Source organism: Anaerocaecibacter muris (assembly GCF_943192945.1).
In the GTDB taxonomy this organism is placed as follows: Bacteria; Bacillota; Clostridia; order Christensenellales; family Pumilibacteraceae; genus Anaerocaecibacter; species Anaerocaecibacter muris.
The window spans coordinates 1-22,686 of sequence record NZ_CALPCE010000006.1 but is presented as its reverse complement, the minus strand read 5'-3'; the positions used below and the strand labels follow the sequence as shown (position 1 = coordinate 22,686).

Genomic DNA, 22,686 nt, shown 5'->3' with positions numbered 1-22,686 from the left:
ACCAAAACAATAAAATGAAATTCGGTCAGTCAACCAGCTTTACGTCGAACATCTTTTTGACTTTTTCTTCCGAATCTATTTCGCCTTGAATTTTTTGTATAAGCATGGAGCACGAATAATTGACAATCGCGTCGAGGTCGTATTCGACGCTCTTGATTTTTCTGATAAGCGGATAATACTTGTGCAGATTGTCGTACCCGCACACAACCACTTTATCGGCAAGCCCGTGTTCTTCGAGGTACAGCAACAGCAACAGTCCGAACGAATCGGAAAAACAGAAAACAAAATCTATGCCGTCCGCGGCTATCTTTTCGCAGGCGAGGTGTCCCATTTCCTTGGGGTCCTCGCACGGCATAAAGTCGAAACTCTTGCCCGCGCGACTTAACGCCTCGGCAAACCCGCGCATACGCCTGTCGCTCGTTTCGGACACGCTGTCCGACGCGAACAGCGCGTTTTTAAACCCGCCGCGCAAAAAGAATTCGCCCACAAGCTCACCGCCCGCGCGGTCGTCGGTGTACACGCAGTCCACGCCGTCAATATCGACGTTTATGCCCACAAGCACGAACGGAATTTTCTTTTCGCGCAAGAACGCCGCCGCTTCCTCGGTCGGCTCGACAAACGACACTATTCCGCAATACTTATTGACCATAAGCGACTTTACGTCGTTCAAGTTCATTAAAAACTCGTCGCAAAAAAACAGTTGACTCTGATACGACGTTTTTTTGATAGCGGTAAAAACCTTGTAGCACGCTACCGAAAAATAGGGGTTGTGAAAACTGTTGAAAACTACCGCAATGGTGTTGGTCTTGCGGCTTTTAAAGTTGACCGCCAAAATATTGGGGATATACCCGAGCTCGTCCGCTTTTTGCTTAACGCGGCGTTTTGTTTCGTCCGAAATATCGTTGCAGTTACGCAACGCCTTTGACACCGCCATTTTAGTAATGCCGAGTTCGTCCGCTATATCCTGATATGTAATAAATTTGGATTCGCCGTTGTCCGCCATATTTAGCTCCGATAGTATGCAGATATGTATTATAATATACGGTTTACACTATAATAACATATCTTAACTACATTTTCAACAGATTTACCCCCCCCCCCCCCCATTTTAAAAATTTTTTACGTTTTAATACTCGAACTCGTCCATTTGCACGCGTTCCAAGCCCGCAGGCTCGTTGGGCGCGTGATAAACAAGATAGTTTTTTCCACCGTCGCACAGCACCATGCCGTGCCCGCCGTTGTTTTTGTTTATAGGCTTTTCGGCATGCGTCCACGGTCCGAACAGCGATTTGCTTTCGCACAGCCCCATAGCGTAACCGCTTTCGGCAAAGCTCGACCACAGCATTTTATACCCGTCCTCGCCCTTTAATATAAACGGTCCGTCGGTGATGTAGCTGTTGCCCGTGAGCGGACGCGTCCACGGCGCGGACGACGCAGAAAACAGTTTAATCGGTTCGCCCGCCGCGCGTTTAAGATCGGGCGTGAGTTGCATGATGTACATTTCGCCGTCCGTTATTTCCAGCCACTCGCGGCAAAACACTATATACGGCACGCCGTTTTCCACGTACAGCGTGCCGTCGAGGCACTCCCAGCCCTGCGGCGTTACGGGCGCGTCGGTGAGCGGCGTGAACTCGCCGTCCGGTCTGTCGGATACGAAAATCTGCGTTCCGCGCGGCGACTTGTCGCTTTTGAGCGACGCGAATAAGTAATATTTACCGTTGTACGCGTGCAGTTCGGGCGCCCAAAAATCCTTGGTAGCCCAAAACCCGTCGCCCGCTTTGAACACGGTAACAGGGTCGAGAAAAGTCCGCATGTCCGAGCTTTTGTAGCACACAAACCCGTCGCCGTCTTTGCTCGCCGCATATAAGTAATACGTTCCGTTTTCCGAATAGACAAACGGATCGCGCACGTTTAAATCTTTAAGCCGTATCATGTTGCCTCACTTTTCGCGTTAAAAAGTCACGTTTTGTTTAAGCAGTTCGACGTATACTTTGTAGCCGTCCGCGGACGGGTGAATATTGTCGGCGCTTACGTATTTGTTGGGGTTGGAGTTGAAAACCGACGGCGAGTCGAGGTAAGTAAACAGCGCGTCGTCCGTGCGGTATTCCGCTTTTATCTTTTCGGTGACGGCAAGGCTGTAATGATTTTTGCCGCCGGCGCTGCCGTTTCGGTTTTCTATGCCGAAGTAATAAACGGGCGTATCGGGAAACTCATCCCGCACCATGTCGAGAAACGTTGTAATCTTTTTATAGTACCCGTCAACAGTCAGATTTATCGACGTATCGTTGATGTCGTTCGTGCCGATATGAATAACTATATTCTTGGGCGCAAACGCCGTTATAAGCCGAGTTTTGGCAATGTACCAATCGCTCGTCTGCGATCCCGAAATGCCGACCGAAAAACAGCCCTGTCCTTTAAAATCCTCGTAGAACGTCGTCCAGCAATTACGCTCGTCAAAAAAGCTGTCGCCCACGAACAGCGTGGGATTTTTAACGCTGTTCGCATAGTTTTTATAGTCCTCCTCGCGCGTGAGCACGACGGGATTGTATTTGTACGCGACCGCCTCGTGAATAGTGACCTCGAACTTGACCTCTTGCCCGTTGAGCGTTTGCGCGTATACTTCGGTCGATCCCGCCTTTAACCCGTTGACGTAGCCGTTTTGAATTTCGCACACGCTTTTGTCTATTATATCGAAGTACAGATCAAGCCCGTCGGCGGGTTTACCGTCCATTTTTGTTTCGATTTTTACGGGGCTGTATCCGAAATACTGAAACACGTCGGAAACGGTGAGCACGCCTTCCGTCGTGCCTGCGGGCGGATCGTCGGGCTTGCCGTTGTCGCCCGTCTTGCCGCCGCACGCGGCGAGCGTAATCACAGAAAACGCGCACAGCGCAGCCAGCATTGCCGATAAAGTTTTTTTCATGTCAACACTCCTCCAATATAATAAGATAGGTCGTAAATTCGTCCAGCCATACGGACAGGTTTATGCCGACCTGCATATAATACGCGCCGTCGTACACCCTGCCGTCGAGCGTGTTTTTGTACCGCTTGCGCTCGTCCAGTCCCGCGAGCTTGATAAACCTGTAACGGTTGTTTTCTTTTAACAGATTGGCAAACAGCACGACCGCTTTGCTCTTGTCCTTGGACACGCTCATCATCGCGGCATAATTGCCCTCGAACGGCGAACACAGTCTGTAAAAATCGCCGTTGGCTATAACGTCGTTGTGGTACTCTTTGTATATTCGGTTTATTTCCAGCACCTCGGCGATTTGCCCGTCGTCGAGCGTGCAAGGATTCATTTCTATGCCGTAAGTTCCGAACAGCGCGATACGCCCTTTGTCCGTGTACGACATGATTTTGTTTTTGGAAATGTGCGCGCCCATGCACGACGGCGGATAGCCGTAAGACGTGCCGTACTGTATAAACAGGCGTTGCACGGGATCGGTTTCGTCGCTCGTCCAAATCTGCGGGCAGTAGTACAGCATGCCCAGATCGAACCTGCCGCCGCCCGACGCGCAACCCTCGAACAATATATCGGGATATTTGCCTTGCAGTCTGTCGAGAAGTTTGTACGTGCCGAGAATAATTTTGTGGTACGTTTCGCCGTAAGCGGTCGCGCCCGCAATCTCGCCTATGTTGCGGTTGTGATCCCACTTGACGTAATCTATTTCGTACTCGTCGAGTATGCCCGACATCATGTCGAACAGCACGTCGATAACGTCGTCGCGCGAGGTGTCTATAACAAGCTGATGCCGCGACAGCGTGCGCTCTTTATCCCTGTCGCCCAAAGCGAAATCGGCGTGCCGCCTGTAAAGATCGCTGTCGGGGTTTATCATTTCCGGCTCGAACCATATGCCGAACTTCATGCCGAGCGCGTGGCACTTGTCGATGATACGGCGCAGATCGATTTTACGCGCGTTCACATACCAATCGCCCAAAGACGCTTGGTCGGTGTCGCGCTTGCCGAACCACCCGTCGTCCAGCACAAACAGTTCCGCTCCCGTCTTTTTCGCGCTGTCGATATATTCGAGTATGGATTGAGTGTCGAAGTCCAGATAACACCCCTCCCACGAATTGAACAGCACAGGGCGCGCCGCCTTTGCGTTTTTGTACGTGATAATGTTGTCGCGCACGAAGTCGTGCATTGCGTGGGATATGCCGTCCAGCCCGCCGTCCGAATAGACCGTTACGCCCTCGGGCGCCTCGAACTCGGCGCGCGGCGGCAACAAATAATCAAAGTCCTCGTCGTTAATGCCCATCAACACGCGCGTCCTGCGCCATTTGTCCACGTAAGCCGACAGCGTGAAATTGCCGCTGTACACAAGCGAAAACGCAAACGCCTCGCCCGCGCGTTCGGTCGTGTGCCTGTCGCACAGTATGCCGAACGGGTTGTGCTCGTGCGAGCTTCTGCCGAAGTTGGACGATATTTCGACGCGCCCGTTGATAAGCGGCGCGCGTTCCAAAAACCGTTCCAAGCACCAATCGCCGTAAAAGTGAATAAAGTCGTCGCCGCTTTGGGGCAAGTCCAGTTCCGTCGAGTACGCGCGCTTTAAAACAATGTCGGTCGCGCCGACGTTTTGAACAAGCGAGTTGCGCAACAGCACGTCGGAGTTTTTTATAACCGTGTACGACAGTATGAGCCGCGCGCCGCCAAAGCGATCGTCGAGCGTAAGTTCCAACGTCTGCGCCTCGTCCGCGTGCGCGCACGGCATGGTTTTAAGTTTGGGTTTGCCGTCGTAAATTCGGTGCGACTTATAAATAAATTCGGTCGCAGTCGCACCGTTCTTTTCTATCACGAACGCCGCGCCCGACTTATCCATAAGCCCGTGCGACGCGACTTCCGCAAGCGATTTATCGTTGTAGTAATTGTCCGAATAGTTGCGCTCCGCGCTGTCGCAATCGAGATAGGTATGCGACCACTCGAAGCCCAAATCGGTTGCCGACCGCGCGTCGAAAACGCCGAGCCGCTTGCCGAAATAAAGGTGCTGTAAAACGCCCTTGTCGGTAATGCGAAACATGTAAGTATAACTCTTGCCGTTTAGCGCGAATATTTTAAGTTTTCGGTCGTATCGTATCATTTTAATATTGTAAAAAGCAGAGCGATACGGAATTTGTAATATAGCCGCTCTGCCGCCGCGCGCGACGGCAGAGCAATCTATACTACCATATTTTTCCGTATGGAGGGGGCTGATTGATTAAACGCGATTAAGCAACTGTGATATTGCTGATAACGGCGTTGCAGTTTTGTGCGCCGAAGCACATAAAGTAGTCGCTGGTCTGATAGCTTTCGTCCCACGCCCAAGTGGCAAAGAATTCGCCGAACGTCATTTTAAAACCGGCAGTAGTTCTTTCCACTTTAACCGTGTATTTGGTATTGACGGTCAAGGCTTCGGGGAACGTAAAGCCCTCGCCGGGTAAGACAGCTATATCGCTACCCTGATTGCCGTCAATACCCCAACCCGTCATGCCGAACGCGTTTTGCTTAACCAAGAACGACCGCGCCTGCTTGACATTATTCCAGCATTTAAGGTACATGCCGACGAGCGCGTTTTCGTTTATGGTCTTGAACTCGATGTCGAACGTGACGGTTGTGTCTTTGCCCTTTTCGATCTTCGCCTTATCGCCGATGGAAATTGCGGAGTTGTCCTTGATGTTATCGAACGGCCAAGATCCGTTGTTGTTTTTAAACTCGATCGTGCCCGCGGCTTCGTCTATCGCAACGTTGTTGGGATAAAGCGCGAAGTATTTGCGGTTGGTTTCCGCGGCGGCGAGCTTATCGTCGATATAGGACTGTTCCGCCGTGGCAAACATTGCCGTCACTATCGCTTCCGCAACGTTTACGCGAATAGCGGGCGAAGTATCCTTGCCGTCGAATTTGGTATCGACGTCCTCGTACCACGTCAATTTGTCGTTGACAAAGTAGTAGAAGCAGTTGCCGTTGCGCAACAAACCGAGTTTTATATTATTGTTGTCAAGGCTTGTAAGCGCAGAGCTGTTCCACATCTGCGAACGGTCGGTCGTGTCGCCCCAATCCTGTATACCCTCTTTCATTACGATAGGACGGTTGGTTGTGTTTTGTACCGATAGAAGCATGCCGCGCACGGACGAAGTCGCGTCTATATTGAGCAACGATATACCCGTCCACACGTCGCCTTCCGCGGCGGTGATTTTAAACGTCGCTTCGGCATAGTATTTTTGACCTATAACGTTTTTGAATACCGCGATTTGATCCGCATTGCCTTTGGCGGTGATACTCGCATCGCTCTTGGGGAGGTTGGTGTAATCCCAGTGTCCGTCGTCACGCGAGAGATCGATAACAACGTCGTTGACTTTAAGCGTAATCGTGTCGGTGAGGTTGCGCGCTTCGCACGTCGCGGTGATTGTAACCGTGCCCACGCCGACCGCCGTAATCACGCCGTCGCTGCTCACCGTCGCAATCTTTTCGTCCGAGGACGAATAAGTTATCGTGTGGTCGCACGGATAAGAGAATTGAGTGTCGAGCGTGAGTTTGCCCGTGAGCCACATTTCGGTTTCGGTGTTTTTGATTTCCATGGACAGCGGCGGAACAATGTTAAACTGTTTGGTCGCCGTGACCGTGTTATCTTCCTTGCACGTGACGGTTATAATAACCGCGCCCTCTTTTACGGGCGTGATCACGCCGTCGTTGCCCACCGTCGCAATCTTTTCGTCGGAGGACGAATAGGACACGGTATGGCTGTCTTGGTCGAACGAGAAGCGGTGCGTGACCTTTAAGGTCGTGCCCGTTTCAATATAGGTTTGAGTATTGGTTATCTGAACGCGAAGCGTCGTATACACGGCGAGCGTGATTTGCGCTTTTACGTTTTCGTTGACCGAGTCATGAACGGTAATCGTGACGTTGCCGTCCGATACGGGCGTAACCACGCCGTCGGCGGACACCGTAGCAACCGCATTGTCGGACGACTTAAACACAAACGTATGCGCCGAGGGTTTGGACAGTTCGTATTTTATTTGCAGTCTGTCGGTCGGCCACAGCTCGGTTTCGGTGTTGGTTATGGTAACGACGGGAGGCTCGACAACCGTGATTGTTTTGCACGCCTTGACGACGTATTCGCCCGCCGTGACGGTTGCGGTTATAACGACTTTGCCCGCGCCTTTGGCGGTGACTTTGCCGTCGGCGGCGATCGCAGCGACGCTGTCGTCGCTCGAAGCGAACGTCGCGTTCGCGCCCGAACAGACAAGACCGAGCACATCGCCGATTTCCAGTTCGTCCTTATCGCCCGTGAGCGTTATTGCCGCGGGGAAGGTCGAGGCATCCGCGCCCGAATCGAACGTGAAGTTCGTCACCTTAAAGGTGGTGTACTCGCCCGCTACCCAAATAAGGTACGACCCGATATAGTTGACCGTCGCGCCCGTGCCGCCGTCGTTGTTGATTACGAACGGCTGTTCCACGCCGTCTATAAACAGGCGGAACGTCGAAGTTTGCGTCGCTTCGTCTATGGTGCGCGTAATTCTTACCTTGTGTTTTTCTTGCTCGCCGAGCGTGACGGGCGCGGTTTCGCTCCAACCGCGCAGTTTGCTGGACTCCATGCCCTCGGGGTAGTTCCACGCAAAGAATCTGCCCACGGGCGACGTGCCGTTAGCCGCTATCTGATTGGACGGACCGAAGCCCATCGTTTCCACACTGTCCGCCGTGTCGTAACGCGACAGGTTGACCGTAACGCCTTTAAACCGTTGCGCGCCCGTGCCGAAGTTTATGTCGGACATTTCAAACTCGATAGAGAAGTCGCGCATGACCATGGCTTTGTCGCCTATGGAGCGCACTTCGCGATCTTTTGCAAAGCCCATTTCATCGAACGAGAATTTTGCGTCGTTGACATAGGTAACGCCGTCGCGCGCCCAGAACGATTTGGAGCACTCCTCGCTTTCGAGCTTTTCGTTCAACAGCGTTTCGTCGGTCACGAGCGAGAAGTCCGTAACTTTGACGGGCATGTCGTAAGTGACGACCGTCGGATACGTCGCCTTGCCGTCGTACTTCAACGTGTAGTCGAAGTAGAACAGCGCGCCGTTAAGGAAGTAATAGTAATCGTTGCCGTCGCGCAGCATGCCGATTGTTACCGCATCGCCCTGCTTGATAGCGTCCAGCCCGCGACCGCCCCACGTCTGCGAACGCGTGGTAAGCGCGCCCCACGAAATAGGTTCGTCGCGCACGATAACTTTGTTAAAGTTGTTGGAGGTTTGTTTGGAGCTGTGCGGGGAGAACGTAAAGAAGCGCATATCGCTGTCCGAAAGTCCCGTGCCCAGACCAAAGCCTTGCCAATCCCAAGTATGTTCGGTTTCTTCCCACGCGGTGAAAGTAACTTCGGTATAGAACCGCGTGCCCGTAAAGCCCGCGAAGTACGCGGGGCGGAAACCTTTGGAATCGTCCGCGTTGTCCGCTTTAATCTGGATATACGGCTCGGTATCGGAGTCCTGCATGGACATGTCCCAAGTTTCCGCGCTCTTGCTCGCAATGAACACGCCTTTGCGAACGGTATAAGTAACGCTGTCCGTCTTTGTCGCGTCGGCTTTGGACGTGGCGGTGACGGTGACTGTGCCTTTGGACTTGAACGTAACAAGCCCGCTGTCGGACACTTCCGCAACGTCGGTCGCGGACGAAGTCCACTCGACGGCTTCGCTCGCTTCCGCAGGCTCGACCGCGATTGCAAGCTGTTCGGTTTCGCCCACCCAGCCCGTAAGGTCTTGCGCCGCGCCCGATATGGCAATGCTTGTCGGCGCGACGGCGGGTTCGACGGTTATCTTGATAGTCGCCGTGCAGTTGGGGTCGATATTGAGCGTCGCTTTAATCGTAGCTTCGCCCGCGCTCACGCCCGTAACGACGCCGCGGTCTGTGACCGTTGCGATATTCTCGTTGAGAGACGACCACGTAACGTCTTTTTGGCTTGTGCCCACTACCGTGGTGCGGAGAGTGACCGTTTTGGACACTTTGATTGTTGTAGAGCCGACTGCCGTTATAGACACCGTGTAGTCGCTTGTTGCGGGCGGTTTTTGCTGTCCACCACCCTTGTCCCCGCACGCCGCCGCAAAACATGCGACGAACAGCGCCGTAAGAACCAAAACTATGGCTCTGATTTTTTTCCTCATTTTGACCTCCTTATTATTTGCCGGATTGCTTATCATCCGGTGATGTACCGTTGTCGCGCGCGTCCGCGCTATACAGAATATTGCGCTCGCTCACTTCGTCGAACAAGTGAATATGCGCAAGATCCAACTTTACGTCGAGCGGCTTGTGCGGCTCGATCGCGGTCTGCGATTTTATTACGAGCGAACCTATCGCGCCGCGCGCGTACACTATAAACTCCGAACCCAAAATTTCGACGATGTCCGAATTGACCTTTACGGTGTCCTTGCCGCTCTTTTCGGTTATAACTATGTTTTCGGGGCGCACGCCCAGCTTCATGGGGTGCTTGCCGCCAAGCGCCGCTTCGTACTTTTGAAGCATGTCTTTTAGCTTGACGATATAATCGTCCTTGCTCTCTGTCGGCGTTTTTTTCTTTTTGACAAACTTGTTTTTGATCCGTTCCAAAAATCCGACCTTGCGCGGCTTTTCGACCGCCGCCGCTTTTTTGTCCTGCTCGCCCTTGTACGCGCCGAGCGGCAACACGTAATTTTTGAGTTCCGCAAGGCTCGCTTCGTCCGCGCGGGCGATAAGCTCCGCCACCTCGCGTTTGCGCTCGCTCATAAACTCGTCGTGAGCGCGCTTGTACTCTTTGGGCAAAGTCACCGTCAGCCCGTCGGCGAGCGTGACGACGCCGTTGTCGTATTCGCAATCGAGCACGTTCATGGGCGGCGTGCCTATAAACGTAGCGACAAACAGCGTCGCGGGATTGCGGTAAATTTCGAGCGGCGATCCCGCTTGCTGTACAAACCCCTTGTTCATGACGACTATTTTGTTAGCCATGGTCATGGCTTCGGTCTGATCGTGCGTGACGTAAATGGTCGTCGCGCCCACTTCCTCGTGTATGCGCACTATTTCGCTGCGCATTTGAACGCGCAGTTTTGCGTCGAGGTTGGACAGCGGTTCGTCCATTAAGAACAGCTTGGCTTTTCTTACTATCGCCCTGCCCAGCGCGACGCGTTGCATTTGTCCGCCCGACAGCTGTTTGGGCTTGCGGTCGAGGTACGGTCCCAAATCGAGTATGTCCGCCGCCTCGAACACACGTTTTTCGATTTCCTTTTTGTCGGTCTTGCGGATTTTAAGCCCGAACGCGATATTGTCGTAAACGTTGAGTTGCGGATACAGCGCGTAATTTTGAAACACCATAGCTATATCCCTGTCCTTGCTCGGCAAGTAGTTGGACAGCACGCCGTCTATATACAGCTTGCCCGCCGTAATTTCTTCCAGCCCCGCTATCATGCGGAGCGTAGTGGACTTGCCGCACCCGCTCGGTCCGACAAGCGCGACAAAATCGTGCTTGTTTACTTCGAGATTAAAGTCGAACACCGCCTGAACGTTGTTTTGATAAACCTTGTCGATATTGCGCAGGCTGATAAAACTGCCAACGCTCTCGTCCGTTATTTTGCCGCCGTTCTCTTTGTACAGTCGGCGCGCGTCCGCCACGGACATTGCGTCGGCGGGCGCGGAATTATTTTCGGACGCGCCTTGTTGCGCGGTTTCCGTCGCGGATTGTGCCCGTATGTCCGCGCGCGTTTGCGCTTGTTCCTGTTCCGCCGCGGGCGCGGTTTCCGTTTCCGTACCGTTCGGCGTTACGCTTGCCGCGTCGGGCGTTACCGCTTTGTTTTCGGGTTCGGTTGTTTGTGTTTTTCTCATAAATCCTCCGCGCTACCTTTTAATGCCCGTGTTCGCCACGCCCTCGATTATTTTGGACTGCGCGACAAGATACACGATAAATATGGGAATCATTGCTATGACCGCGCTTGCAAACGCCAAGGTCATGGACTCGGCGGACTCGGCGTTGTCCGAAATTACTTTCAGTCCGTAAGCGAGCGTCCACGTCGTGCGCGGCGCGCCGCCTATAATAAGTTGTGCCCACTGCACGTCGTTCCATGCGCCCATAAACCCGAACAGCCCCTGCACGAACAGCGCGGACTTGCCGAGCGGCAACACCACTTTGAAAAATATACTCAAATTGCTCGCGCCGTCCATAGACGCGTTTTCGATGAGGTCTTTGGGTATGCCTATAAAAAACTGTCGTATAAGATACACGCCGTACACGCCGCCGAGCGACGGGGCGATAAGTCCGACCAGCGATTTGTAAAACCCGAGCATGTTCATGTTTATAAGCTGCGGCGCGGTGGACACAATCCCGGGTATAACCATTGTGCCGATAAGAAAATAGAATATTTTGTTGCTGTACTTAAAGTCCAAAAACACAAACGCGTATGCCGCGAACGCCGCTATTATCAAATACAACAGCGTGCCGCCGAGCGCGACTATGAGCGAGTTGAACAGCCAGTTCCAAATGGGAAAATACTCGTTGGCGTTGGTGCTTACGTACTTCGTGCGCGAAAATAACTCTCTGTACCCGTCCCATGTAAACGCCGAAAACGACGTCGGGAATATGGACGAAGCGTTGCCGGACAGGTCGTTGTACGTGCGCACCGACCCGAACACGCCGTATATAAGCGGCAACAGAAACAGCAGACTGATTGCGAGCAGAACGACGAACGCGATAATTTTACCGAGATTCTTTCCAATCCAAGAACGCCCTGACATGTTTATCGCCTCCTTTTCGTTCTTTCGTGACGGTCATTTGCACCGCCGTGATAGCCGCGATTATCGCGCCTAAAATTATGCCCATAGCCGCCGCGTAGCCGTAAGGCTTACTGCCGCCTATCAGCATATTCTGTATTCGGAACACCGCGGTCATAACTGCGTCCTGATCGGGCGTGTTGGACAGCAAGATGTAATTTTGTCCGTAGAGATTCATGTACCCGCACAGCGACGTGAATATGCACATGATTAGTTGCGGCTTGATGGCGGGGAGCGTGACGTACCTGAATTTTTCCCAGCGCGACGCGCCGTCCATGCCCGAAGCCTCGTACAAGCCTTTATCGACGTTTTCCAACCCCGCGCACAGGATAATAAAATTGCCGCCTATTCCGCCCCAAATGCAGAACAGCCCGACCATAAACCATGCCGTGCCCGTATTGCCGAACCAATCGACGGAGATATTGAAAAACGAATTTATAAACCCGTTGTGGTATGAGAACATGCGTAGCAGTATCAAGCCCGTGGACGTCAACGGGAAAATCCCCGGCAGATATATGCACGCCCTGAAAATCTTGTAGCACGGCGGCTTGATGTTTATAAGCAGAGCAAGCCCGAGCGGAATAAGTATGCACAGAGGCACGATTATAAGCGCGAACCGTATCGTATACCACACGCTCGACCAAAAGTCTTTTATCATCACCCTGTTGGTGAACACGGTTTTAAAGTTGTCAAACCACACGAATTCGGACGGGAACATTGATTTTCCGTCGAACTTGGACATAGACATGACAACGCCCAAAACAAGCGGAAAAACAAAAAACAGACAAAAGCAAAAGAAGTACGGTCCGAAGAAGAACAACAGCGATCCCGTTTTACGAATTTTGCTATTCCGTTTTTCCCTGTTGAAGGCATAGCCTTCCAAAGTGACCTTTTTCATAACGGCGTACTCTCCCGCAGTACGTTGCGGGCTTGTCGGGACGGGAACGGTTGCGCCCGTCCCGACTGCCCGTCGGTTTCGGTTTAGGTTTACGCGTACAAATCGATATAATCGACGCAGTCTTCGTACTCTTCGTTCATAATGCTCTTTACGGACGAATTTTTGAACTGCGTGGACATGGCTTTTTGCACGCAGTGCTTAAAGTACATATCGACGTAAGAATAATGTTGGGTCGGTTGGATTACGATATAGTCGTCGCAACTTCCCCAGTTTTTGATATAAGCGTCGTAAGCGGGGTCGCTGCGGTATTCGCTCGAATTTTCCACCGATTTGAGCGACGGCAAGTGTCCGCGTTTCGCCCACTCGACCGACGAATTGTTTACCATCCAGTCGGCAAACACCATCGCCGCGCACTGTTTGGTTCTGGACGTGACGGTGGACATAAGCATAAACGCGTGCCCCTCGCCTTTTACCTTGGACGCGTATTCTTTGGACGAATCCTTGGCAAACAGGTTGCTCATGGACATGGTTTGTATGTTGGACGATCCGCCGTCCGCCGCCATAAGACTTTCGTACTCGGCGAGGTCGCGGGGATATTCCCACGGTCCGAGCAGTTTGAATATCGCGTCGCCGCGGCGCAACGGCGTGTTGCCCACGTCGTATTCCGATCCGTAAGCCTTGGTCAACGGGTACTTGTTTTCCGAGGTTTCGGACGGCATGACAAAGTCTTTGAGCACCTGCAATCCGTTGGCGACTTCGTTGGTGTTCCACCCCGGCTTGCCGTCGGACGCGACAAACTGTCCGCCGTTCTGCGCCGCCGCGGTGTAGCCCAAAAATTCGTGCACCCACATATCGCCGTAAGCTATGGGGAACGGATTATCCCAGCCCGTCGTGGGCGCTTTGCGCCAGTCGGTAGCCTTGTAGCCCGCGCTGTTTTCGCCGCGCACCCACAAATTGCCCGCTTTTGCAAGGTCGATAGCCGATTCGCACACTTCCACAAGTTCTTGATAGTTAGTCGGAACGTCCAGTCCGTTCTTTTCGAGAATATCGGCGCGGTACACCACCATTGCCGAGTGAACGTCCTGCGGCAAGCCGTAAATATGCCCGTCTACCGTCGTCGCATCGAGCAACGATTCGACATAGTCGGTCCTGTCGATTACAAGCGACGCTTTGTCCATGTACGGCTCTATGGGCAACAGCCAGTCTTTTTCGACATACTCCGCCGCGCGACTGCCGTGCGAAAAGAACAGGTCGGGCGCACTGCCTCTGTCAAACTGCATGGTCGTATCCAGCAACGGTTCCAGTTCGTAACGGCTGATGTGCTCGGTAGTAACCTTGATCATGCCGTTGTAAGTTTCGTTGAACCGCGCGATAATGTCGTCCTGCGTTTTCGCGTCGTCGCCGGTAGTGACCGACCACATTTTAAGCTGAACGTTTTCGTACACGATTTGATTGTTGGGGTCGAATTTCAAGTCGCCGTCGTCCACCGGCCCGACGGGTCGGCGTCCGTCGTCGCCGCCGCCTCCGCAGCCTATCGCCACCGCCGAAAGAACTCCCGCCATTGCGCAACAAAGCGCTCTTTTGAATTTCATAAACTTACCTCCTGTTCCGAAATTCGTTTACCGATTTTGTATTGATTTTTTGGTGATTTTTGAGATGTTTTTCCGCCCAACCGCCGATTTTTCGACAATTTTCGCAACGGAACAATAGGCTTATCATTGCCTTTTGCGACGAAGTAGCCGATAGTATTAGCGTCTGCCTATGCGCGCGGTCTTATGTAATACTCCGCGCCGCGGCGTTATTTCTTGTAGACCTTGGGTCCGAGCTTTTCGGTTAGCGACGGAACCTTGCCCTCCACGTATGGCATGCCCGTGTTTTCGTCCCACAAGAGCTTATCTATAAACAGCGAGCGTTCGTCCGAATTTTCGCCCAAGCCGTAAAACCCGTGATACACAAGCCACCAATCTCCGTTTAAGTCCCGAATAACCGCATTGTGTCCCGTGCCCGCAACGGTTTCGCTCGGTCCGACTACCAAATCGCCGTTACTCTCTGTCGCAAGCTCCTTGCCCGCGCTGTCGAGGTACGGTCCGAACAGACTTTCGGACTTGCCCACCTTTACGTTATAAGTGGAGTTCATGCCGTCAAGACAGGTACCCTGCGACCCGAAAAAGTAATAATAGCCGTCGCGCTTGATGATGTACGACCCCTCGTAATTGATGTCGATATTCATACCGCCGCCGCCCGTGTTGTCGGCTATTATATAAGTCAAATGATTTTTAAGCTCGCTCCCCGCGTAAAACGGTTCTATGCCGTCGTCGGTGAGCTGTATGCAGGCAATGCCGAAAAACGATCCCCAAACCATATAAACTTTATCGTCGTCTATAAGCACTTTGGGATCTATGCCGTTGCGCACGCCCGAATCCTTTTGATCCACTACCTTGCCGTAATGCGTCCACGGCCCGTTGGGCGAATCGCCGACAGCCACGCCGATCCCCGGGTTTTGATCGCCCCACGACGACAGTGAATAATAATAATTGTACTTGTCGCCTATTTTGACAATGGACGGCGCCCATACGCCCGCGTCCTTCGCGCCCCAGTTGCCCGCGTCGGGGTGTCCGTCGAATACGCTGCCGCACCACGTCCACTCCGTCATGTTCGAGCTTTTAAAAATAGGTCCGCGGTCGAACATCATGCCTTTTTCGCCCATTTCGCACAGGCAGTTGGTCGGGTACATGTAAAAGAACCCGTCGTCGCCCAAAATTATGTCGGGGTCGGCGGTCGTTACAAAATACTCCGTTCCGTCCTGTTTGAGGATTTTAAGCGGGTTGGTATAATTTTTTTGTTCGTACTCGACGACGGGCGGATTGGGATCGATAGGTTCGATCGGTTTTTCTCCGTTGTCCGGCTTTACGTCCGAGCAACCCGTTATTGCAAACGTTGCGGACATTGCGGCTAACAGCCATGCGGCTTTTTTCATAACGTGTAAATTCTCCTTGTAAAGGGTTGCAAAGCGCAAAGCGTTTGCCGTTTGAGCCGTGAAACAGGTCGGTCACAACGACCCGCCGCCGTCTTACTGTTCGAGCGCGTTTATATACGGTCCGTGTTTGATTTCGTGGTTGGACGCATGTTTGTCCTCCACTTCGGGCAGACCGTTTTCGCCCCATATCAGCTTGTCGAGGTACAGCACGCGCCACTCTTTGTTTTTGTCCGCTTGCGTGTCGTACCCGTGGTAAAGCATCCAAATATCTCCTATATCGTCCTCTATAAGGCACATGTGCCCGACGCCCATCGCGCCCGCCATGGACGGCGCAACCACATAGTCGCCGCGGTTGGGTCCGAACATGTCGCGCCCCTTGGAATCCTTGTACGGCCCCGTTATGCTGTCGGAAGTAGCCACAACAACGCGGTATGTGGATTTTAACCCGCTCAACGTCGTGCCCGTCGAAAGAAAAAGATAATACTTGCCGTCGCGTTCGAGAATTATGGAAGCCTCGTAATTCTCCATCGCGTAAGTTTCAAACCCGGCAAGCGCAACTTTGTTCTCGCGCTGATTGTCAAGCCCGCCTTTGAGCGACAGCCCGTCGGCTTCCAGCTCCACAAGCGTTATAAGCCCGCCGTAAGAACCGAACACCATATACAGCTTGCCGTTGTCGTAAAGCACGTGCGGGTCAATCGAATTGACAACGCCTATTTCGCCCGAATTAAACAGCTTGCCGTAATGCGTCCACGGTCCGTAAGGCGTTTGCGACCGCGCCACGCCTATGCCTATTTCGGGGTTGTCGTAATTGCCGCCCGAATAAGAATAGTAGTAATTGTAGTAGTCGCCCACTTTCAACACGGTCGGCGCCCATACCCCCGCGCCCTCCGCGCCCCAGTCGGGCGTGTAGCTTTGGAATACGTCCGCTTTGTATGTCCAGTTGACGCAATCGTCGGACACGAATATAGGACCGCGTTTAAACGTCGGCGCAAGCGCGCTGTCGTCAGTGTACGTTTCGGTCTGCGTGCAATACATGTAAAACTTGCCGTCGTCGCCCCTTATCGCATAAGGATCGGCGGTGTATAACGGCTTTTTCTCCCCGTTGTGCAACGGGTAAATAGGATTCATATAATCGTTGTTTACGGCAACTTTGGGCGGGTCGGGCGGAACGTCGGGTTTCCCGCTGTTCGGCTTTTCGCCGCACGCACAAAAAGCAAGACAGCCGCCTATCGCAACGACTACCGCCGACAATATTCCCGCAACGCTTTTCGGCGTGCATTTTTTGTCAGTCTTCATCATTACCTCCGTTGTACGAACGCCGTAAAAACTTACTTTACCCGTAAAGTAAGCATATATTACCATACTTTACGGGTAAAGTCAATAGGTTTTTTGAAAATTTTAGGAAAATTTGCAAGAATTTCGGCTAAACAATCGCCCGCCGCACAAGCTGTCGAAACAGACAATCGAGCATAGTATGCGCTTAATCGATTAAGCAAATTCAAGCGGCGGCACGCGACGAACTGACGCTCGAAAACGCGAAACGAACAAACGGACGGCACGCGAAATATCAATAAAAAAGCGCGGACGGCTTATAAAAGCCATGCCGCGCGCCGCGCAAACACTGTGCAAAAAGTATGGGAAAAATAAAAACGAAAAAATTTAAAAAATTTTCAAAAAACATCGCCAAAACGCATGACTTAAAACGTCTATATATACGGAGGGGGAAATTTACTTATGATTACGGGAGTTTTTTTCTATGACTGATTCCAATGACTTCGTCAAAATCGTGCGCTTCGCTCAAGCTATTTTACAGCGTTGCTCCGTTCCCACCAACCTCGACGGCTTTACTTACATTTCAGAAGCCGTTGCTTTTCAGCTCTTATACAATCCAAAACGCTGGCATATCCTGTACGACTTGGTTGCCGAAAAGCACGACATTCCTCGCCACTGCGTCAATCGCGCTATCAATTACTTGATTCACACCCATTGCGAGGACGTCAAAGTCAACTTCGGCTTGACCGACAAAACCATGTCGCCCTCCGGCATTATTTCTTCCATTGCTCTCTACATAGAGCACAACTATTTAAATCCAGTCGACATTTCGCTCGACTCCGACACTGACGTTGACGTCGCCGCCGATGTCGCCGCGACAAAAGACGACGCGTCATTAAACTAATATCTGTTTATGTCATACCGTCACTATTCAAATCACTTATATGAGTTTGCGGAAATAATGTTGTTCGCGCTCGACGTGCGCCTCACCTACAAGGCTTTCTTTTCCTTGCGGAAGCCGTCGCGATCCGCGCCAAGGACGAGTGTTCGAGGCTTCAAACAATTTATTCCCGCATCGCCGCTACTTACGGCATTTCAAGAAAAACCGTTAGCAGCGCAATGTCCTATGCCATTTTCTACTCGCCCGATGTGCTTTGCGCCACCTTGCGCACCACTCGCGGCGAACTGTTTATCGGCAAGGTCATTTCGTCCCTTGCCCTCTTTATAAACTGTTTCGTGCTCGATCCAACTAAACCGACATAAAACAATATATGCAAACAGCTATTTTTTAATAACTTCTATCGACAGCCGAGTAATGCCGTCTTTACCCGTTTGACCTGTTCCGACGATATACATACCGTCCTCTATTTCCAACAAAATTTCGCCGTTCGCAATAACATTCTCGATCTTGCCGTCTATTTCTATATGCAATAAAGTATTGTCGCTTTCGTCGGCGATGGTCACGGCACCTTCATTATAGTCTGCGGTTATAAAAAACTGCATGCTTTCATGACGCAATACCGTCATATCGTCGTTTATCTTGACTGCCAAAATTTTTTCTTCGGCGCGTTTGGCGTAAATCTCGCCCGCGATTTCTATTCCATTATCGGTTATCTTTACGGACTGACCGTTCAACGTCCATTGCCCGTCAATGTATTTCAATTCTTGATGTTCGTAATTGACCGAAGTCCTTTCGCTTGATATTTCTATCAAATTTTTCGCGTTGTAATATGTGCCGTAAATGTTTTCGACTATTTCCAGCGTTACGGAAATAATCTGCGGCAAGTACCCGTCCTTAATCACGACCGCTTCTACTACATACTTCCCAACTTCTTTATAATGCGGCGTATCGTCGGTATATTCGTCCTGAATATTATACAAAAGTTGCGCGCCGTCGGAACAAACGTCGTGATACTCGCCGTCGTACACAACAAGGCTGTATTTATCCGACTCGTTATTTTCCTCGCGCTCGGTTAAAACTATATCCGTATCTTGACTAATCGTCATCACAACATTACAAGTCGAATAATCGGCAAGCGCAAACCCTTCCGCAAAGTTTACGTTCGGCTCGGTCGTTATTATTTTGCCCAAGCTCGATATTTCCGCGCCGCCGTCTTTAAACTCTATTTTCACTTCCGCGCCCGTTTTGTTTCCCTTAAAGTACGCCGCACGACCGTTGACGTTCAGCCTGTATATCTTTTCGCTTTCCGCCAACTTTTCATATTGCTTTCCGTCGAGCGTCAAGGTGTTGCCCTCGACCTTGAATTCCGTTTCCCCAATCATGCCCGCGCCGGAAATTCCGTAAGTCATATTCAGTTCCGCACCGTCAATAATAGCCGACCTCACGGTCAATATTATCCCGCCGTTTTCGGAATTGACGTATTCGCCCTGAATTTTCGGCAGTATCGTAAGTTTGCACTCGTCTTTATATTCGCCATACGCCCGCGACACAGTGTAATAAATTATGTACTCGCCGACCGCGCTTTCACCCGCGCTCGAATATGTAATTTCGTCGCCGACCTCCGTACCTTTGACGGTTATTCCGTGTTTGTTCCCGTCGTAAATGAACGTCGCGTCGGCGGCGCTTATTCCGCTCAATACCGCTTTCGTAATGAGTACAACAGCACTCCCCTCGTAAGTCTTATACCCGCTTCTCTCCACTCTGAAATAAACTTTGTATTCGTCAGGCAAAGTGAACTGCATGTTCTCCGTGCTCCATGTTACCTTGTCCAAAGAGTAATAAATGACGTCGCCGCTTTGCGTATTGAGCACCTGTATGCCGTGCGCCGCGCCGTCGTACTGCGTTTCCACGCCCTCCGCATAAATGCCCGTTATTTCAGGCGGAGCGACGGTTTTATCGTCATCACTGCATGCGACCGCCGCCAAACCCAAAACAAAAATCAAAACCAATTTCAATAAAACCGACACGGTCTTTTTCATTAGCAGTAACCTCTCAATGTATTTTTAATATTATACTTAATTATAACGCTCGCCGTCAATAAATTTAAATGCTTTTTGTATTTTTTTGTTTTCGATATTAAATAAATTAAAATAAACGAAATAAAAAAGCAAAAACATACGCCGCAATAAAACAAATGCAAATCGAGCAACCGCATAAAATTGCTTGACAACTATAAAATATCGTGATAAAATTAAATACGCGCTGTGGGTGACGAGCGTCGTTATTCGCAGTGTCAATGGGTTTCAAGCGAACCCGACGGGCAATTAACTCAGCGGGAGAGTGCTACCTTCACATGGTAGAAGTCGAGGGTTCGAACCCCCCATTGCCCACCAAATGGGTGCAACGGCGTTCCCCCAAACAGCCCGACAACCCACTATGGGGATATAGCTCAGTTGGTAGAGCGATGCGTTCGCAACGCATAGGTCATGGGTTCGAGTCCCACTATCTCCACCAAAACGGAACCTTATAAAACTATAAGGTTCCGTTTTAATATAAAATGATTCGAGGATAAAATGTCGGAATATTCGTTAGAAGATAAATACGATTTAATCAAGAAAGCTGTCGTCAAATGCGATTGCGAAAAGAATCCCGTCGCTATCGCGTTGAAAATCATGCAAAACGACTTTGTTAATATTCACGGTCCCGAACATCATTTTCTTGACGGCGCAGCGTTTTTAACCGCGTTCAAAAATGCGGGCGGGTCTATCGATCTCGATCGCTGTTTGGACGAGCTTGCAAAACGCACGATTAAAATGCCCGGCGCAATGTGCGGGTATTGGGGCGTTTGCGGCTCCGTCGCGTCCATCGGTGCGGCATTATCCATTATTCACGGCACAAGCCCGTTAAGCGACGACGAATATTATAAACATAATATGGAATATACTGCCGCAGTATTAGCGGACATGAGCAAACTCGGCGGCGCGCGGTGTTGCAAGCGCAACGCGTTTCTTTCGCTTACCCATGCGGTAAAGTTTGTAAAAGAAAAATATAACATACAAATGGAAATAGATAATATTATTTGCGAATTTTCACAAAAAAATAAACAGTGTTTGGGTAATAAGTGTCCATTCCATTTTGCAAATTAAGATATTATTGGGGCTGCTCTTTGATATTATAAGTTTCAAAGACCGATTTGAGCGTTTCGAGTCCCGAAATATTTACCATATTTATAAAATTAACTCTCCCGAAAATTCCGCAGTCGGCGGGCGCAGAAAAATATAACGTTACGGTAGCAATCCCGTTTTTTTCATTAGCAATCGAGTAACCTGCGATTTCCGACCACTCCGCGAAAAAGTATGAATCTTGATTATTTGTGCCCGTAAAATAAAATCCGTCACTCGCCGCCGCAAAAATCAGGTTGGACACGCTCCATTTGAGTCCGGTAAATTTTGCCACAACAAGCACGACTATGGTAGCAAATATAACCACAGCCGCAACTATCATCATAATTAAAGTAAGCGTTTTATGCCCGTTGGAATTGCAAATTATGGCGCCCGCAATGGACGGTATAAGTAGTATAAGACATATCAACAGCAAAATTAACTTTTTATGCCCGTTCGACTTGCTGTGCCAAAGAGTTTGACTTAAATCCATGTTTCTTCTCCTATTCGTTTTATCGATTATTTAATTATTATATTATCAAGCGCAAAAACGTTTGTCAAGCAAAAATCTATTTGTTCATTAGAATACTTACCAATCTTGTATATGTACAAAATAAGTTTGAAAATTTAACTATTTGTGATATAATTGTTATATGAATTGGTTTAACTATTATGGACTTATTATAATGGCTATTATAATGATACCGAACATAATTTACGCCTTTTTACATAAAAACAATTCGGCGGGTGCGTTTAATAACAAAGCTGTTATAATTGCCGAACAGATAGGCAGATACGGTTGCTTTGTTTTTATGATTTTCAATATCCCCTACACTTACTTTGGTTTTTGGTTCGATTATGCGCTTATCGTTTATCTGTCCGTGAACGGCGCACTGTGTCTTGTCTATTTAATGTTTTGGACTATCTGTCGAAACAACAACGGCAAATTAAAGGCGTTGTCGCTTTCAATCCTGCCGTCGTGTATTTTTCTGTTTAGCGGTATCGTTTTAGCAAATATTCCGCTCGCTGTTTTTGCGGTTGTTTTTGCCGTGAACCATATTTTAATAAGCTATAAAAACTCGCTATCGAAAGTTATGCATTCGATAATTGCAGTAGCTTAATGGATATAACATACAATGGCAATTTAGCCAACTGGTGTAAGATTGACGGGCTGTATGATTTAATGAGTTGCGGCAAATCGAACTACACGCTTTATATTAACGGCATCGAAATAACGGGCAAACTTACTATTCCCGACAGCGTTACAAGTATCGAAAATTATGCGTTCTACAAGTGCAGCGGCTTAACGAGCGTAACCATTCCCAACAGTGTTACAATTATTGGAAGTTACGCATTCTACAAGTGCAGTAGTTTAACAAGCATTACGATAGGAGAAAATGTTACAATTATCGAAAGTGATGCATTCAGCGGGTGTAGTAGCTTAACGAGCATTACTATCTCCGACAGTGTTACAATTATCGAAAGTGATGCATTTAGCGGGTGTAGTAGCTTAACGAGCATTACTATCCCCGACGGTGTTACAAGTATCGAAAGTGATGCATTTAGCGAGTGTAGTAGCTTAACGAGCATTACGATACCTGACAGCGTTACAAGTATTGGACGTTACGCATTCTACAAGTGCAGTAGTTTAACGAGCATTACGATACCTGACAGCGTTACAAGTATTGGACGTTACGCATTCTACAAGTGCAGTAGTTTAACGAG

General features: G+C 50.2%; 16 protein-coding genes, 2 tRNA genes and 1 pseudogene. 6 read left to right on the top strand and 13 right to left on the bottom strand.

The annotated features are described in order from the left end of the window. Positions 1-25 precede the first annotated feature (25 nt). From NFR57_RS06490 to NFR57_RS06440, 11 genes and pseudogenes are all read right to left on the bottom strand, one after another. Positions 26-1,003, bottom strand: coding sequence for a LacI family DNA-binding transcriptional regulator (locus tag NFR57_RS06490; protein WP_251183028.1), 978 nt, complete (start codon positions 1,001-1,003; stop codon positions 26-28). Between the two features lie 123 nt (positions 1,004-1,126). Further along, complete coding sequence (locus tag NFR57_RS06485) at positions 1,127-1,933, bottom strand: glycoside hydrolase family 43 protein (protein WP_251183027.1); 807 nt, start codon at positions 1,931-1,933, stop codon at positions 1,127-1,129. Between the two features lie 18 nt (positions 1,934-1,951). Beyond that, the gene (locus NFR57_RS06480) at positions 1,952-2,923 is read right to left on the bottom strand and encodes an SGNH/GDSL hydrolase family protein (RefSeq protein WP_251183026.1); all 972 of its coding nucleotides are present in this window, start codon (positions 2,921-2,923) and stop codon (positions 1,952-1,954) included. 1 nt (position 2,924) lies between these two features. Then, positions 2,925-5,078, bottom strand: coding sequence for an alpha-galactosidase (locus NFR57_RS06475; protein ID WP_251183025.1), 2,154 nt, complete (start codon positions 5,076-5,078; stop codon positions 2,925-2,927). Positions 5,079-5,205: 127 nt separating this feature from the next. Next, on the bottom strand, positions 5,206-9,123 hold the full coding sequence (locus NFR57_RS06470) for an Ig-like domain-containing protein (protein ID WP_251183024.1): 3,918 nt from the start codon (positions 9,121-9,123) through the stop codon (positions 5,206-5,208). A gap of 649 nt (positions 9,124-9,772) precedes the next feature. Next, positions 9,773-10,531: pseudogene (locus NFR57_RS06465) on the bottom strand (ABC transporter ATP-binding protein); the annotation flags it as partial. Positions 10,532-10,822: 291 nt separating this feature from the next. Then, positions 10,823-11,716: a carbohydrate ABC transporter permease gene (locus NFR57_RS06460; protein ID WP_251183023.1), complete on the bottom strand. Its 894-nt coding sequence runs from the start codon at positions 11,714-11,716 to the stop codon at positions 10,823-10,825. Further along, positions 11,679-12,650 carry a carbohydrate ABC transporter permease gene (locus NFR57_RS06455; RefSeq protein ID WP_251183022.1) on the bottom strand — a complete coding sequence of 324 codons (972 nt, stop codon included), beginning with the start codon at positions 12,648-12,650 and terminating at the stop codon, positions 11,679-11,681. Before NFR57_RS06455 ends, NFR57_RS06460 begins: the two co-directional genes overlap by 38 nt. Positions 12,651-12,739: 89 nt before the next feature. Continuing rightward, positions 12,740-14,242 (bottom strand): ABC transporter substrate-binding protein, encoded by a 1,503-nt coding sequence (locus tag NFR57_RS06450; protein WP_251183021.1) that lies wholly within the window; start codon positions 14,240-14,242, stop codon positions 12,740-12,742. A gap of 206 nt (positions 14,243-14,448) precedes the next feature. Then, on the bottom strand, positions 14,449-15,627 hold the full coding sequence (locus tag NFR57_RS06445) for a family 43 glycosylhydrolase (protein WP_251183020.1): 1,179 nt from the start codon (positions 15,625-15,627) through the stop codon (positions 14,449-14,451). 93 nt (positions 15,628-15,720) lie between these two features. Continuing rightward, a complete protein-coding gene (locus NFR57_RS06440) occupies positions 15,721-16,926 on the bottom strand; it encodes a family 43 glycosylhydrolase (RefSeq protein ID WP_251183019.1) in 1,206 nt (401 codons plus the stop codon). 457 nt (positions 16,927-17,383) lie between these two features. Between NFR57_RS06440 and NFR57_RS06435 the strand changes: the two genes are divergently transcribed. Then, the gene (locus tag NFR57_RS06435; RefSeq protein ID WP_251183018.1) at positions 17,384-17,803 is read left to right on the top strand and encodes a sporulation initiation factor Spo0A C-terminal domain-containing protein; all 420 of its coding nucleotides are present in this window, start codon (positions 17,384-17,386) and stop codon (positions 17,801-17,803) included. A 377-nt stretch (positions 17,804-18,180) separates the two neighbouring features. On the opposite strand, the gene NFR57_RS06430 is transcribed toward NFR57_RS06435, so the two are convergent. After that, positions 18,181-19,839 (bottom strand): hypothetical protein, encoded by a 1,659-nt coding sequence (locus NFR57_RS06430; protein WP_251183017.1) that lies wholly within the window; start codon positions 19,837-19,839, stop codon positions 18,181-18,183. 279 nt (positions 19,840-20,118) lie between these two features. Here NFR57_RS06430 and NFR57_RS06425 point away from each other — a divergent pair. The 3 genes from NFR57_RS06425 (at position 20,119) to NFR57_RS06415 (ending at position 20,946) form a co-directional block, all read left to right on the top strand. After that, positions 20,119-20,193, top strand: a tRNA-Val gene (locus NFR57_RS06425). Positions 20,194-20,238: 45 nt separating this feature from the next. Continuing rightward, positions 20,239-20,314 (top strand) — tRNA-Ala (locus NFR57_RS06420). A gap of 59 nt (positions 20,315-20,373) precedes the next feature. After that, complete coding sequence (locus NFR57_RS06415; protein ID WP_251183016.1) at positions 20,374-20,946, top strand: DUF5714 domain-containing protein; 573 nt, start codon at positions 20,374-20,376, stop codon at positions 20,944-20,946. Between the two features lie 4 nt (positions 20,947-20,950). Here NFR57_RS06415 and NFR57_RS06410 read toward each other — a convergent pair whose 3' ends face one another. Further along, complete coding sequence (locus tag NFR57_RS06410; protein ID WP_251183015.1) at positions 20,951-21,454, bottom strand: hypothetical protein; 504 nt, start codon at positions 21,452-21,454, stop codon at positions 20,951-20,953. 160 nt (positions 21,455-21,614) lie between these two features. Here NFR57_RS06410 and NFR57_RS06405 point away from each other — a divergent pair, with 160 nt between their 5' ends. Both NFR57_RS06405 and NFR57_RS06400 read left to right on the top strand, forming a co-directional pair. Beyond that, positions 21,615-22,082: a hypothetical protein gene (locus tag NFR57_RS06405; protein ID WP_251183014.1), complete on the top strand. Its 468-nt coding sequence runs from the start codon at positions 21,615-21,617 to the stop codon at positions 22,080-22,082. Then, positions 22,082-22,686, top strand: a 605-nt coding sequence (locus tag NFR57_RS06400; protein WP_251183013.1) for a leucine-rich repeat domain-containing protein, incomplete at its 3' end; no start/stop codon positions are given. The genes NFR57_RS06405 and NFR57_RS06400, both read left to right, overlap by 1 nt.